The organism is Paraburkholderia edwinii, from assembly GCF_019428685.1.
Classification (GTDB): Bacteria; Pseudomonadota; Gammaproteobacteria; order Burkholderiales; family Burkholderiaceae; genus Paraburkholderia; species Paraburkholderia edwinii.
Genome location: NZ_CP080095.1, coordinates 656923 through 671237, shown reverse-complemented (window position 1 = coordinate 671237; position 14315 = coordinate 656923). Strand labels below are relative to the sequence as shown.

At 58.4% G+C, this 14315-nt stretch carries 10 protein-coding genes, 6 tRNA genes and 3 rRNA genes; 2 read left to right on the top strand and 17 right to left on the bottom strand.

Translation table 11 applies throughout. The features are described 5' to 3' along the window. Positions 1–113 precede the first annotated feature (113 nt). From rplL to KZJ38_RS02825, 17 genes are all read right to left on the bottom strand, one after another. Positions 114–491 carry a 50S ribosomal protein L7/L12 gene (rplL, locus tag KZJ38_RS02905; RefSeq protein WP_219798705.1) on the bottom strand — a complete coding sequence of 126 codons (378 nt, stop codon included), beginning with the start codon at positions 489–491 and terminating at the stop codon, positions 114–116. Positions 492–563: 72 nt separating this feature from the next. Beyond that, positions 564–1061, bottom strand: a complete 498-nt coding sequence (rplJ, locus tag KZJ38_RS02900; protein WP_219798704.1) for a 50S ribosomal protein L10 — start codon at positions 1059–1061, stop codon at positions 564–566. Between the two features lie 318 nt (positions 1062–1379). Then, positions 1380–2078 carry a 50S ribosomal protein L1 gene (rplA, locus tag KZJ38_RS02895; protein WP_219798703.1) on the bottom strand — a complete coding sequence of 233 codons (699 nt, stop codon included), beginning with the start codon at positions 2076–2078 and terminating at the stop codon, positions 1380–1382. Beyond that, positions 2079–2510, bottom strand: coding sequence for a 50S ribosomal protein L11 (gene rplK, locus KZJ38_RS02890; RefSeq protein WP_219798702.1), 432 nt, complete (start codon positions 2508–2510; stop codon positions 2079–2081). Positions 2511–2660: 150 nt separating this feature from the next. Next, positions 2661–3218, bottom strand: a complete 558-nt coding sequence (gene nusG, locus KZJ38_RS02885) for a transcription termination/antitermination protein NusG (protein ID WP_026121916.1) — start codon at positions 3216–3218, stop codon at positions 2661–2663. A 1-nt stretch (position 3219) separates the two neighbouring features. After that, positions 3220–3600 carry a preprotein translocase subunit SecE gene (gene secE / locus KZJ38_RS02880; protein ID WP_219798701.1) on the bottom strand — a complete coding sequence of 127 codons (381 nt, stop codon included), beginning with the start codon at positions 3598–3600 and terminating at the stop codon, positions 3220–3222. A 35-nt stretch (positions 3601–3635) separates the two neighbouring features. Beyond that, positions 3636–3711, bottom strand: a tRNA-Trp gene (locus KZJ38_RS02875). A gap of 64 nt (positions 3712–3775) precedes the next feature. Further along, positions 3776–4966: an elongation factor Tu gene (gene tuf / locus KZJ38_RS02870; protein ID WP_219798700.1), complete on the bottom strand. Its 1191-nt coding sequence runs from the start codon at positions 4964–4966 to the stop codon at positions 3776–3778. Between the two features lie 64 nt (positions 4967–5030). Continuing rightward, positions 5031–5105, bottom strand: a tRNA-Thr gene (locus KZJ38_RS02865). Positions 5106–5118: 13 nt separating this feature from the next. After that, positions 5119–5192 (bottom strand) — tRNA-Gly (locus tag KZJ38_RS02860). 40 nt (positions 5193–5232) lie between these two features. Then, positions 5233–5318, bottom strand: a tRNA-Tyr gene (locus tag KZJ38_RS02855). Positions 5319–5468: 150 nt separating this feature from the next. Further along, a 5S ribosomal RNA gene (gene rrf, locus KZJ38_RS02850) occupies positions 5469–5582 on the bottom strand. 237 nt (positions 5583–5819) lie between these two features. Next, a 23S ribosomal RNA gene (locus KZJ38_RS02845) occupies positions 5820–8703 on the bottom strand. Between the two features lie 342 nt (positions 8704–9045). Beyond that, positions 9046–9121: transfer RNA gene (locus KZJ38_RS02840), tRNA-Ala, on the bottom strand. 92 nt (positions 9122–9213) lie between these two features. Further along, positions 9214–9290, bottom strand: a tRNA-Ile gene (locus KZJ38_RS02835). Between the two features lie 66 nt (positions 9291–9356). Beyond that, positions 9357–10887 (bottom strand): 16S ribosomal RNA (locus KZJ38_RS02830). Together the 16S, 23S and 5S rRNA genes with 5 tRNA genes alongside form the textbook arrangement of a ribosomal RNA operon. A 506-nt stretch (positions 10888–11393) precedes the next feature. After that, on the bottom strand, positions 11394–12665 hold the full coding sequence (locus KZJ38_RS02825; protein WP_219798699.1) for an SGNH/GDSL hydrolase family protein: 1272 nt from the start codon (positions 12663–12665) through the stop codon (positions 11394–11396). 245 nt (positions 12666–12910) lie between these two features. On the opposite strand from KZJ38_RS02825, the gene paaA reads away from it, so the two are divergent. Both paaA and paaB read left to right on the top strand, forming a co-directional pair. Further along, positions 12911–13921 (top strand): 1,2-phenylacetyl-CoA epoxidase subunit PaaA, encoded by a 1011-nt coding sequence (gene paaA, locus KZJ38_RS02820; RefSeq protein ID WP_219798698.1) that lies wholly within the window; start codon positions 12911–12913, stop codon positions 13919–13921. A gap of 108 nt (positions 13922–14029) precedes the next feature. Next, positions 14030–14314 carry a 1,2-phenylacetyl-CoA epoxidase subunit PaaB gene (gene paaB / locus KZJ38_RS02815; RefSeq protein WP_219798697.1) on the top strand — a complete coding sequence of 95 codons (285 nt, stop codon included), beginning with the start codon at positions 14030–14032 and terminating at the stop codon, positions 14312–14314. The last annotated feature ends 1 nt before the right edge of the window (position 14315 follow it).

The window sequence follows — 14315 nt, the reverse complement described above, 5'->3', positions numbered from 1 at the left end:
TGGCTTCTTGTCGTGCATTGTTGCCTAAAACGATGTTGGAAAACGTCGTCCCCACAAAGCACAAAAAGGCCGGCGGTGGAAAAACCGCCAGCCTCCGCAAAGCGCGCCGAAATTTACTTGATTTCAGCCTTCGCGCCTGCGTCTTCCAGCTTCTTCTTGGCTTCTTCAGCAGCAGCCTTGGGCACCGCTTCCTTAACGGGCTTCGGTGCACCGTCGACCAGATCCTTCGCTTCCTTCAGGCCCAAGCCCGTCAGTTCGCGAACAGCCTTAATCACGGAAACCTTGTTGCCACCGGTTTCGGTCAGAATAACCGTGAACTCGGTTTGTTCTTCAGCTGCAGCAGCGCCACCGCCGCCGCCTGCCGGGCCCGCCACTGCCACAGCAGCAGCCGACACGCCAAACTTCTCTTCGAACGCCTTGACCAGCTCGTTCAGTTCCAGAACCGACATCGAGCCTACGGCTTCGAGGATGTCATCTTTTGCGATTGCCATTTGAAATACTCCTAGATTGAATTCGGATACAGCCAGCGATCTTTTGCGCTCAACCGAAGCGCCGAAGTTACGTTAGGCAGTCTCGCCCTGCTTCTTCTCAGCCAGCGCGGCCAACGCGCGCGCAAAGCCGGAAACAGGCGCTTGCATAACGAACAACAGCTTGGAGAGCAGCTCCTCGCGACTCGGGATGGTGGCCAGCGCTTGCACGCCTGCCTTGTCCATCACCTTGCCTTCATAGGAACCGGCCTTGATGATCAACTTGTCATTGCTTTTGCTAAATTCGTTGACGACTTTAGCAGCAGCAATTGCATCTTCAGAGATGCCGTAGATCAAAGGACCAGTCATCTGCTCAGCCAGCGGAGCAAACGGGGTACCTTCGACAGCGCGACGCGCCAGCGTGTTCTTCAACACGCGCAGGTACACCTGTTGCTCACGCGCCTTCGCGCGAAGCTTGGTCAGATCGCCAACCGTGATCCCACGATACTCGGCCAGAACGATGGTTTGAGCTTTCCCGACTTGCGCGGAAACCTCAGCCACGACGGCCTGCTTACCTTCTTTGTTCAGTGGCACGGTTAACCTCCAGATTCGGTGCACTCGACTTGCGCTTCATGCACCGCATTCAACAACGGCGTCCGACCAGTCCAGGAGTATCTCGACCGTTTCACACTCGCGTCGCCGCGAGTGGGAACGGCTTCAATCACCACAAAACCTTTTCGGGTTCGCCATCTGCGTTGGCTTGCATTAAGGTCGCGCCTGACTGCTGCGCTTCCGCCAACGGTCTTTGACAACCGGCCGCTTACTGCCTACTGCTTACTGCGCAGTGCACGACCGCCCAAAGCCCTTTATATCGCCTCGCCCCTTGATGCGGCGAAGCGGTAAATCTCGCTATTACTGCGCGGCCAGCGACGTCTGATCAACGCGCACGCCAACGCCCATCGTGCTCGACAGAGCAATTTTGCGCAAATACACGCCCTTGCTCGTGGCCGGCTTCGCCTTCTGCAGCGCGTCGACGAGCGCGTCGAGGTTGCTGCGCAGCGCCGTCGGTTCAAACGATGCACGGCCAATGGTTGCGTGAATAATCCCGGCCTTGTCGACGCGGAATTGCACCTGACCGGCTTTGGCGTTCTTCACAGCCGTAGCCACGTCCGGCGTCACCGTGCCGACCTTCGGGTTCGGCATCAGGCCGCGCGGGCCGAGGATCTGACCCAGCGTACCGACAACGCGCATCGTGTCCGGCGAAGCGATGACCACGTCGAAATTCAGGTTGCCCGCCTTCACCTGCTCAGCGAGGTCTTCCATGCCGACGATGTCGGCACCAGCCGCACGAGCTTGTTCAGCCTTTTCGCCCTGCGCGAATACCGCAACGCGCACCGACTTACCGGTACCTGCCGGCAGAACGACCGAACCGCGAACCACCTGATCCGACTTCTTCGCATCGATGCCGAGTTGCACGGCGACGTCGATCGACTCATCGAACTTCGCGCTTGCGCATTCCTTCACGAGCGACAATGCGTCGTCGATCGGGTACAGCTTCTGACTGTCGACCTTAGTCGCAAATGCTTGCAGACGCTTCGAAAGCTTGGCCATTTACACGCCCTCCACGGTGATGCCCATCGAGCGGGCGCTGCCAGCGATCGTGCGGACCGCTGCGTCCATATCAGCTGCCGTGAGATCCGGCATCTTCGTCTTGGCGATCTCTTCAGCTTGTGCGCGCGTGATCTTGCCGACCTTGTCGGTGTGCGGCTTGCTCGAGCCCTTGTCGACCTTCGCTGCCTTCTTGATCAGCACGGTGGCCGGCGGGGTCTTGAGGACAAACGTGAAGCTCTTGTCTGCAAAAGCGGTGATGACGACGGGAATCGGCAGACCCGGCTCCATCGCTTGAGTCTGCGCGTTAAATGCCTTGCAGAACTCCATGATGTTCAGGCCGCGCTGACCCAGTGCCGGGCCGACCGGCGGCGACGGATTGGCTTTACCTGCAGGAATCTGCAGCTTGATAAAGCCGATGATTTTCTTTGCCATATCTGAAAACCTCTTTGGAACGCGTGAGCGTTCAGTGAGTAGTAACGCGCGTTCGCCCAACCTCAGCTACTGACGCTCCTCAACGGCCATTACGCGGACCGTAAGCGCGAAACGCAGATCGCGCCCATCGGCGCGATCTGCAGAAATCGGTCACAACTTCTCAACCTGTCCGAATTCGAGTTCGACCGGTGTGGCTCGACCGAAAATCGTGACAGAAACGCGAACTCGCGACTTCTCGTAATTGACCTCTTCGACGCTGCCGTTGAAGTCGGTAAACGGACCATCCTTCACGCGGACCATCTCGCCAACCTCGAACAGGGTCTTCGGACGCGGTTTCTCCACGCCTTCCTGCATCTGCGACATGATCTTTTCGACTTCGCGCGGCGAAATCGGGCTCGGGCGGTTGCGCGCGCCGCCAACGAAACCGGTAACCTTGGCCGTGTTCTTAACCAAGTGCCACGTTTCGTCGGTCATTTCCATTTCGACCAAGACGTAGCCGGGGAAGAAGCGACGCTCCGTCACCGATTTGTGACCGCCCTTCACCTCAACGACTTCTTCCGTCGGGACGAGAATCTGGCCGAACTTATCCTGCATGCCGGCACGCTCAATACGCTCCTGAAGCGCACGTTGCACGCTCTTCTCCATACCGGAATAGGCGTGCACGACGTACCAACGTTTTCCACTCGGGGATGCCGGCGTATCACTCATATCATTTCCAACCCAGAATCGCCGAGAAAATCGCCCATTCGATGGATTTGTCACAAATCCACAGAAACAGCGCCATGACTAACACGAACGCGAAGACCACAAGAGTCGTTTGACTCGCCTCTTTACGAGTCGGCCACACCACCTTGCGGACTTCCTTATACGAGTCCTTGGCGAACGCGATAAAACCCTTGCCGGGCGCAGAAAGAAGACCGACTGCGACGCCCGCGATCAACCCGACAATCAGAGCCGCGCCGCGAACGTACCATTCCTGACCGTTGAGCCAGAAGAACCCCACGAACCCGGCCACGACCAACAATACACCGACGACCAGCATCAGCTTGTCACCGGACGTATTTACAGTTTCGACGGATGGATTCGCCATAACACCTTAAACGAGCGTCAGATTGACGCAAGAATTGGCAGGGGCAGAGGGAATCGAACCCCCAACCTTCGGTTTTGGAGACCGACGCTCTGCCAGTTGAGCTATACCCCTAAACCATTTGGGGCTGACGACGCCGCCAACCCCGAAAACAACCGATCAACGAGAACTAGCTGGCTTACTCGATGATCTTGGCGACGACACCTGCGCCGACGGTACGGCCACCTTCACGGATAGCGAAGCGCAGACCTTCTTCCATCGCGATCGGCGCAATCAGCTTCACCGTGATCGACACGTTGTCGCCCGGCATCACCATTTCCTTGTCCTTCGGCAGCTCGATCGAGCCCGTCACATCCGTCGTACGGAAGTAGAACTGCGGACGGTAGTTGTTGAAGAACGGCGTATGACGGCCGCCTTCATCCTTGCTCAGCACATACACCTCAGCCGTGAAGTGCGTGTGCGGCGTGATCGAACCCGGCTTGGCCAGCACCTGGCCACGCTCCACGTCCTCACGCTTCGTGCCGCGCAGCAGGATACCCACGTTGTCGCCCGCCTGACCCTGGTCGAGCAGCTTGCGGAACATTTCCACGCCCGTGCACGTCGTCTTCGCCGTCGGCTTGATCCCGACGATCTCGATTTCCTCGCCGACCTTCACCACGCCACGCTCCACACGGCCCGTCACCACCGTACCACGGCCCGAGATCGAGAACACGTCTTCCACCGGCATCAGGAACGATCCGTCCACCGCGCGCTCCGGCGTCGGGATGTACGTGTCCAGCGCGTCGGCCAGGTTCATGATCGCCACTTCGCCCAGCTCGCCCTTGTCGCCTTCCAGCGCCAGCTTCGCCGAACCCTTGATGATCGGCGTGTCGTCGCCCGGGAAGTCGTACTTCGAGAGCAGCTCGCGCACTTCCATTTCCACCAGTTCCAGCAGCTCGGCGTCGTCCACCATGTCGCACTTGTTCAGGAACACGATGATGTACGGCACACCGACCTGACGCGCCAGCAGGATGTGCTCACGCGTTTGCGGCATCGGGCCGTCTGCGGCCGAGCACACCAGGATCGCGCCGTCCATCTGCGCGGCGCCCGTGATCATGTTCTTCACGTAGTCCGCGTGGCCCGGGCAGTCAACGTGGGCGTAGTGGCGATTCGCCGTCTCGTACTCCACGTGCGCCGTGTTGATCGTGATGCCGCGCGCCTTTTCTTCCGGCGCCGCGTCGATCTGGTCGTACGCCTTCGCTTCGCCGCCGAACTTCGCGGTCAGCACCGTCGTGATCGCCGCCGTCAGCGTGGTCTTGCCGTGGTCAACGTGACCGATCGTGCCCACGTTCACGTGCGGCTTGGTCCGCTCAAACTTACCTTTGGCCATTTTCGACTCCTAAGAGGGTTTTTCCGTACGTTGCGCGGGGCGCAAACAATCGCTGACAACCTGCTGGTGCCCATGGGCAGGATCGAACTGCCGACCTCTCCCTTACCAAGGGAGTGCTCTACCACTGAGCCACATGGGCGATACTTCTTTGCTGGAGCGGGTGAAGGGAATCGAACCCTCGTCGTAAGCTTGGAAGGCTTCTGCTCTACCATTGAGCTACACCCGCAAGGATCTATCGATTCCCGACAACTGCTCAAGCCGCATTCTGGTGGAGGAGGTTGGATTCGAACCAACGTAGGCGTAAGCCAACAGATTTACAGTCTGCCCCCTTTAGCCACTCGGGCACCCCTCCGCAGAGAACTGATGATTATGGGGGAGCAACATTGCATTGTCAAGACCAAGCTTGTTTGGCGTCACCCCGAGACAGTTCTCACTTATATGCACCTGCCGTAAACGCACAAACCCCGCCTTTGGTGGGCGGGGTTTGTGTTTGCTTTGGGGAGCCTGACGATTACCTACTTTCACACGGGCAATCCGCACTATCATCGGCGTGGAGTCGTTTCACGGTCCTGTTCGGGATGGGAAGGGGTGGGACCGACTCGCTATGGTCATCAGGCATGACGGGTTGTTCTGCTGCGTTTTTGGGGCAGCAGAACCAATCGGGAAGAAGCTTTGGTAAGAGGTTGTGTTGTCTGGCACAACACTGATCACTCAACCGTCTGTTTGCGCTACCCCCTACGGGGGCGGGATGTCCGTAAGTGCTGAAGCACTAACGGTCACCTTGCCCCCTTGCGGGGGTGGTTCCGGGCCAGGCGCTAAAGCGCCAAGCCGTCACGTAAAACACACCGGTTATAGGATCAAGCCTTACGGGCAATTAGTATCAGTTAGCTTAACGCATTACTGCGCTTCCACACCTGACCTATCAACGTCCTGGTCTTGAACGACCCTTCAAGGGGCTCGAAGCCCCGGGGATATCTCATCTCAAGGCGAGTTTCCCGCTTAGATGCTTTCAGCGGTTATCTCTTCCGAACATAGCTACCCGGCGATGCCACTGGCGTGACAACCGGTACACCAGAGGTTCGTCCACTCCGGTCCTCTCGTACTAGGAGCAGGTCCCTTCAAATATCCAGCGCCCACGGCAGATAGGGACCAAACTGTCTCACGACGTTTTAAACCCAGCTCACGTACCTCTTTAAATGGCGAACAGCCATACCCTTGGGACCGGCTACAGCCCCAGGATGAGATGAGCCGACATCGAGGTGCCAAACACCGCCGTCGATATGAACTCTTGGGCGGTATCAGCCTGTTATCCCCAGAGTACCTTTTATCCGTTGAGCGATGGCCCTTCCATACAGAACCACCGGATCACTATGACCTGCTTTCGCACCTGCTCGACTTGTCAGTCTCGCAGTCAAGCACGCTTATGCCATTGCACTATCAGCACGATTTCCGACCGTACCTAGCGTACCTTCGTACTCCTCCGTTACACTTTGGGAGGAGACCGCCCCAGTCAAACTGCCTGCCATGCACTGTCCCCGAACCCGCTTCAGGGTCCAAGGTTAGAACCTCAAACAGATCAGGGTGGTATTTCAAGGACGGCTCCACGCAAACTGGCGTTCACGCTTCATAGCCTCCCACCTATCCTACACAGACCGGTTCAAAGTCCAATGCAAAGCTGCAGTAAAGGTTCATGGGGTCTTTCCGTCTAGCCGCGGGGAGATTGCATCATCACAAACACTTCAACTTCGCTGAGTCTCGGGAGGAGACAGTGTGGCCATCGTTACGCCATTCGTGCAGGTCGGAACTTACCCGACAAGGAATTTCGCTACCTTAGGACCGTTATAGTTACGGCCGCCGTTTACCGGGACTTCAATCAAGAGCTTGCACCCCATCATTTAATCTTCCGGCACCGGGCAGGCGTCACACCCTATACGTCCACTTTCGTGTTTGCAGAGTGCTGTGTTTTTATTAAACAGTCGCAGCCACCAGTTTATTGCAACCCCTTCACCCTCCTGGCGCAGGCCAGTCAAGCTACAAGGGCGTACCTTATCCCGAAGTTACGGTACCAATTTGCCGAGTTCCTTCTCCCGAGTTCTCTCAAGCGCCTTAGAATACTCATCTCGCCCACCTGTGTCGGTTTGCGGTACGGTCAATGTGAAACTGAAGCTTAGAGGCTTTTCCTGGAACCCCTTCCAGTTGCTTCGCTCCCTAAGGAGCTCGCGCCACGCCCTTGAATCCTGTGCCCGGATTTGCCAGAGCACCTTCTCCAACGCAGCGACCGGGACTTCCAACACCCGGACAACCTTCCGCGATCCGTCCCCCCATCGCATTTCACACTGGTGCAGGAATATTGACCTGCTTCCCATCAGCTACGCATTTCTGCCTCGCCTTAGGGGCCGACTCACCCTACGCCGATGAACGTTGCGTAGGAAACCTTGGGCTTACGGCGAGGGGGCCTTTCACCCCCTTTATCGCTACTCATGTCAGCATTCGCACTTCCGATACCTCCAGCACACTTTCCAGTGCACCTTCGCAGGCTTACGGAACGCTCTCCTACCATGCGTGCAAAGCACGCATCCGCAGCTTCGGTATATGGCTTAGCCCCGTTACATCTTCCGCGCAGGACGACTCGATCAGTGAGCTATTACGCTTTCTTTAAAGGGTGGCTGCTTCTAAGCCAACCTCCTGACTGTTTTAGCCTTCCCACTTCGTTTCCCACTTAGCCATATTTGGGGACCTTAGCTGGCGGTCTGGGTTGTTTCCCTCTTGACACCGGACGTTAGCACCCGATGTCTGTCTCCCGTGATTGCACTCTTCGGTATTCGGAGTTTGCTATGGCGAAGTAATCCGCAATGGACCCTTCAACCATGACAGTGCTCTACCCCCGAAGGTGAGACACGAGGCACTACCTAAATAGTTTTCGGAGAGAACCAGCTATTTCCAGATTTGTTTAGCCTTTCACCCCTATCCACAGCTCATCCCCTAGTTTTTCAACACTAGTGGGTTCGGACCTCCAGCACGTGTTACCGTGCCTTCATCCTGGCCATGGATAGATCATCTGGTTTCGGGTCTACACCCAGCGACTAAAATCGCCCTGTTCGGACTCGCTTTCGCTACGCCTGCCCTAATCGGTTAAGCTCGCCACTGAATGTAAGTCGCTGACCCATTATACAAAAGGTACGCCGTCACCCCTTGCGAGGCTCCGACTGTTTGTATGCATGCGGTTTCAGGATCTGTTTCACTCCCCTCCCGGGGTTCTTTTCGCCTTTCCCTCACGGTACTGGTTCACTATCGGTCGATCACGAGTATTTAGCCTTGGAGGATGGTCCCCCCATCTTCAGACAGGATTTCACGTGTCCCGCCCTACTTGTCGTACACCTAGTTCTTCCACACTGTTTTCGCCTACGGGGCTATCACCCGCTATGGCCGCACTTTCCAGAGCGTTTGGCTAACACTGCAGATAAAGAGTACAGGCTGGTCCCATTTCGCTCGCCACTACTTTGGGAATCTCGGTTGATTTCTGTTCCTGCGGCTACTTAGATGTTTCAGTTCGCCGCGTTCGCTTCACATAGCCTATGTATTCAGCTACGGATACTCCATTCGGAGTGGGTTTCCCCATTCGGATATCGGTGGATCAAAGCTCGTTTGCCAGCTCCCCACCGCTTTTCGCAGGCTACCGCGTCCTTCATCGCCTGTGATCGCCAAGGCATCCACCACATGCACTTGTTCGCTTGACCCTATAACGGGTGTGTCTCGCGGCCAGCGTTAGCGCTTTAGCGCTTACACTGGGCTCGCCCCCGAAGGGGGTACACATTCCGCTACAGGCTGAGTTTTCGCGTTGTGCCGTATTCCAAGCGCCCTCTTATCGAGGACCCTAAAAAATACTTCGATACAATCACAACCCTGATCAATCTACTCACGTCCATCTCGAGACGCTTTCATTGATCTCTTACTACTGCTTCTTCCTGATTGTTAAAGAACGACAGCCGATATGCGCTACTACCGCACTCGATACTGACTGGCGCAATCGCCAATACGCAATCTCCGGTCAGCTGACCAGCAGATTCTGTATTGGGGATTGGTGGAGGATGACGGGATCGAACCGACGACCCCCTGCTTGCAAAGCAGGTGCTCTCCCAGCTGAGCTAATCCCCCGCACGACAACTTTCAAGGGATCTGCTCTCCACCTTCCGCCCCCTTCGGGGGTGGGGCTTCCGTAAGCGCTGAAGCGCTAACGGCAGCCGACATGGTGGGTCTGGCTGGATTCGAACCAGCGACCCCCGCCTTATCAAGACGGTGCTCTAACCGACTGAGCTACAGACCCCTTCAGCCTGTCCTTCAATGCACAGCCGACAAGTGTGAGTGCTCAACTTAAGACGCAAAGCTCTGGAAAGGAGGTGATCCAGCCGCACCTTCCGATACGGCTACCTTGTTACGACTTCACCCCAGTCATGAATCCTACCGTGGTGACCGTCCTCCTTGCGGTTAGACTAGCCACTTCTGGTAAAACCCACTCCCATGGTGTGACGGGCGGTGTGTACAAGACCCGGGAACGTATTCACCGCGGCATGCTGATCCGCGATTACTAGCGATTCCAGCTTCACGCAGTCGAGTTGCAGACTGCGATCCGGACTACGATCGGTTTTCTGGGATTGGCTCCACCTCGCGGCTTGGCAACCCTCTGTTCCGACCATTGTATGACGTGTGAAGCCCTACCCATAAGGGCCATGAGGACTTGACGTCATCCCCACCTTCCTCCGGTTTGTCACCGGCAGTCTCCCTGGAGTGCTCTTGCGTAGCAACCAGGGACAAGGGTTGCGCTCGTTGCGGGACTTAACCCAACATCTCACGACACGAGCTGACGACAGCCATGCAGCACCTGTGTTACGGCTCCCTTTCGGGCACCCCCACCTCTCAGCAGGGTTCCGTACATGTCAAGGGTAGGTAAGGTTTTTCGCGTTGCATCGAATTAATCCACATCATCCACCGCTTGTGCGGGTCCCCGTCAATTCCTTTGAGTTTTAATCTTGCGACCGTACTCCCCAGGCGGTCAACTTCACGCGTTAGCTACGTTACCAAGCCAATGAAGGCCCGACAACCAGTTGACATCGTTTAGGGCGTGGACTACCAGGGTATCTAATCCTGTTTGCTCCCCACGCTTTCGTGCATGAGCGTCAGTATTGGCCCAGGGGGCTGCCTTCGCCATCGGTGTTCCTCCACATCTCTACGCATTTCACTGCTACACGTGGAATTCCACCCCCCTCTGCCATACTCCAGCAATGCAGTCACCAATGCAGTTCCCAGGTTAAGCCCGGGGATTTCACATCGGTCTTACATCACCGCCTGCGCACGCTTTACGCCCAGTAATTCCGATTAACGCTCGCACCCTACGTATTACCGCGGCTGCTGGCACGTAGTTAGCCGGTGCTTATTCTTCCGGTACCGTCATCCTCCATCCATATTAGGGACGAAGTTTTCTTTCCGGACAAAAGTGCTTTACAACCCGAAGGCCTTCTTCACACACGCGGCATTGCTGGATCAGGGTTGCCCCCATTGTCCAAAATTCCCCACTGCTGCCTCCCGTAGGAGTCTGGGCCGTGTCTCAGTCCCAGTGTGGCTGGTCGTCCTCTCAGACCAGCTACGGATCGTCGCCTTGGTGGGCCTTTACCCCACCAACTAGCTAATCCGCCATCGGCCGCTCCTTGAGCGCGAGGTCCGAAGATCCCCCGCTTTCCTCCATAGAGCGTATGCGGTATTAATCCGGCTTTCGCCGGGCTATCCCCCACTCCAGGACACGTTCCGATGTATTACTCACCCGTTCGCCACTCGCCGCCAGGGTTGCCCCCGCGCTGCCGTCCGACTTGCATGTGTAAGGCATGCCGCCAGCGTTCAATCTGAGCCAGGATCAAACTCTTCAGTTCAATGCCTGTTACTGTTTTCGGTTCCGCAGTTTCCTGCTAAAGAACCGGTCGCTCACTCAACGTACTGACAGTTGGATCTCTCTAAAGAGACCCTTCAATACTGTGTGAGACACTTGATACTTTCGCTATGCAATGACCCCGAGAGGTCATCGTGCGTCGCCATCAAGCACCCACACTTATCGGCTGTGAATTGTTAAAGATCGCATCACGCAAAGGGCTTTAAAACCCGGCTGAAACCACCCAGCCGCTACCGCCCTTTCGTGTCTGCCGCTCGCTGCAGCAGAGAAGCGAGATTATGCAGGCTATCTCCCGCTTCGTCAACACCTATTTCGCTCACGCTTAAAAACTGCTCGGAACATCGGGCACCGCAAACTTCTACAACAGCCCCCGACAACACCCTCGCTCGCGAACGAAGACGCGAATATTAGGCGAGCCAGCGCCATATGACAAGCGAATGACGAAGAATTTTTCGCGTGTCGCCCGCGCGGCCCCAGACACGCTCACGTTTACCGCGCCGCGCCCGTCATCGACTGCAGCGGAATCGCATCCGCCATCGCCGCGTAGCCCGCGTCGTTCGGATGAATGTGATCGCCGCTGTCGAACGTTCGCCGCAGCTGCGACGGATGCGCCGGGTCACGCAGCGCCGCGTCGAAATCGACGACGCCGTCATACGCGCGGCCGGTTCTGATCCACTCGTTCACCGCCAGCCGGGTACTCTCACGTTGCGGCGGCAGCGACGCCGGCGTCAGCGTTGCACCGATCACGCGAATGCCACGCGCGTGCGCGGCGGCAATGACCCGCCGGTAACCTTCGATCAGGCTCGCAGCGGTCACCTGAGTATGCGGCGTATCGCAGTCGAGCCCCGCATGCGGCGGCATCGATGCAAAGTTGATGTCGTTGATGCCGATCATCAGAATCGCGGTCCGCACGCCCGGCCGCTCGAGCACATCGCGATGGAAGCGCGCCTGCAGCGCTTCGCCGTAGCAAGGCGAATCGCTGAGCAGCCGGTTGCCGCTGATGCCGAGGTTGATCACCGCAACCGATCGATCGCCCGCCTGCGACAGTCTGCGTGCCAGCCCATCCGGCCAGCGACGATTTGCATTGAGGCTCGAGCGCATCCCATCGGTGATCGAATCGCCGACGGCTGCGACGGCGACGGCCGACGGCGCGGCCGCGTCGACCATCAATCCGCTTATCCACGCGTACTGCGTGAAGCGCTGCCGGTAAGCCTCACCGGACGCGTCTTGCGCGTGATTGCCGGGCAGCGACACATAGTTCACCTGGTTCGACACCCGGTGCCAGACCGTCATCGACTGCGCCGGCCCCATATACGTGCTGACCGCATACGCTGCACCGGCCACCACGTCGGCGTGGACCGCGTCGCTGTCCGTGGCGCCGCCCGGCGCCACGGTCAACGCGTTCTTCCCGCCAAAGGTCACACGAATCGCCTGCCCCTGCGTTTTCGCGCCCGAACCGGCACGCGCAAGACTCATCTCTTCGATGACAAGCGGCATTTTTCCGTACGCGTTGTCGACATGCACGCGCACCGCGCCGCCCGAAAGCGTCGGATAGATGATCTGCCGCACGGTGCGGCCCGCCACGTCCGGTGCGCGATAGAGCGTCGGCAAGTCCGCGCGTTGCGGAATGGGCTGCAGCGATGTCGCCCATGCGGTGGTCCACTGGCTGGGAGCTTCGGCTGCGAAGGCGACAGCCGGTGTCGCGGAGAAAAATACGGCGCCACAAACAGCAGCCGCGGCGGCAAGCGAGCGAACGAGCATCGGTATCGGATCGACGGAAAAATGGAGCGCACATTGTGCACGATCGATCCGGACATGCTCAGCGCTTTCGCACCTGCGCCGTAACGTAAGTCGCGCAAGCCAGACGAGACCGCCGCCACCGCCCGATTCCGAAATGCCTATTAACCGACCGGTCGGTTGGTTTATACTGCACGACGACAGATCGTCGACACCACCCGCGCACGACGTCGCAAGAAACCCGCAACACGCACCAGCGAGCGCCAGCCATGTACACGCAATCCCTCGACATCGCGAGCCATGCCACGCCGCCCGATTCTTCAGACAACGTCGCCGCATCGTCGCCGGACCAGCAGCGCTTCGACACGGTGATCGCCGCCGATGGAAAAATCGAGCCGCAGGACTGGATGCCCGACGCGTACCGCAAAACGCTCGTGCGGCAGATTTCGCAGCACGCGCATTCGGAGATCGTCGGCATGCTGCCCGAAGGCAACTGGATTTCGCGCGCGCCGAGCCTGAAGCGCAAGGCGATCCTGCTCGCGAAGGTGCAGGACGAAGCCGGTCATGGGCTCTATCTCTACAGCGCGTGCGAAACGCTTGGCGTCTCGCGCGATCAGCTGATCGATGCGCTGCACGCCGGCAAGGCCAAGTATTCGAGCATCTTCAATTACCCGACGCCGAGCTGGGCGGACGTCGGCGTGATCGGCTGGCTTGTCGACGGCGCCGCGATCATGAATCAGATTCCGCTGTGCCGCTGCACGTACGGCCCGTATGCCCGCGCGATGATCCGCATCTGCAAGGAAGAGTCGTTCCACCAGCGGCAGGGCTTCGATGCGCTGCTCGCGATGATGAAGGGCACCGACGCGCAGCGCCAGCTCGTGCAGCAGGCGGTCGACCGCTGGTGGTGGCCGGTGCTGATGATGTTCGGCCCGAGCGACAAGGATTCGGTGCACAGCAATCAGTCCGCGCAATGGGGCATCAAGCGCATCACGAACGACGATCTGCGGCAGAAGTTTGTCGACGCGACCGTCGAACAGGCGAAGGTGCTCGGCGTCGCGCTGCCCGACGACCAGCTGAAGTGGAACGAAGCGCGCGGCCACTACGACTATGGCGCGATCGACTGGGACGAGTTCTGGCGCGTCGTCAATGGCGACGGTCCGTGCAATCGCGAGCGGCTCGCGACGCGTATCAAGGCGCATGACGACGGCACATGGGTACGCGAAGCCGCGCTCGCGCATGCGGAAAAACAACGCCGGCGCGCGCAGCAACAGGCCGCGTGAGCTCACGGCGAACAGACCGGCAGCACCCGACAGCCTGGTAACGCCCGACAGAACCCGGTAACTCCGGTAGCCAGCAAGCAGCCCGACATCGAAGCAAGGAGATCGACAGTGAACAAGGAATGGCCAATCTGGGAAGTCTTCGTGCGCAGCAAGCAGGGGCTCGACCACAAGCATTGCGGCAGCCTGCACGCGGCGGACGCGTCGATGGCGCTGCGCATGGCGCGCGACGTCTACACGCGCCGTCAGGAAGGCGTGAGCATCTGGGTCGTGCCGTCGTCGGCGATTACGGCTTCTGCACCGGATCAAAAGGGCGAGCTGTTCGAGCCGGCGGCCGACAAGATCTACCGCCACCCGACGTTCTTCACGCTGCCCGACGAAGTCAACCACATGTAAG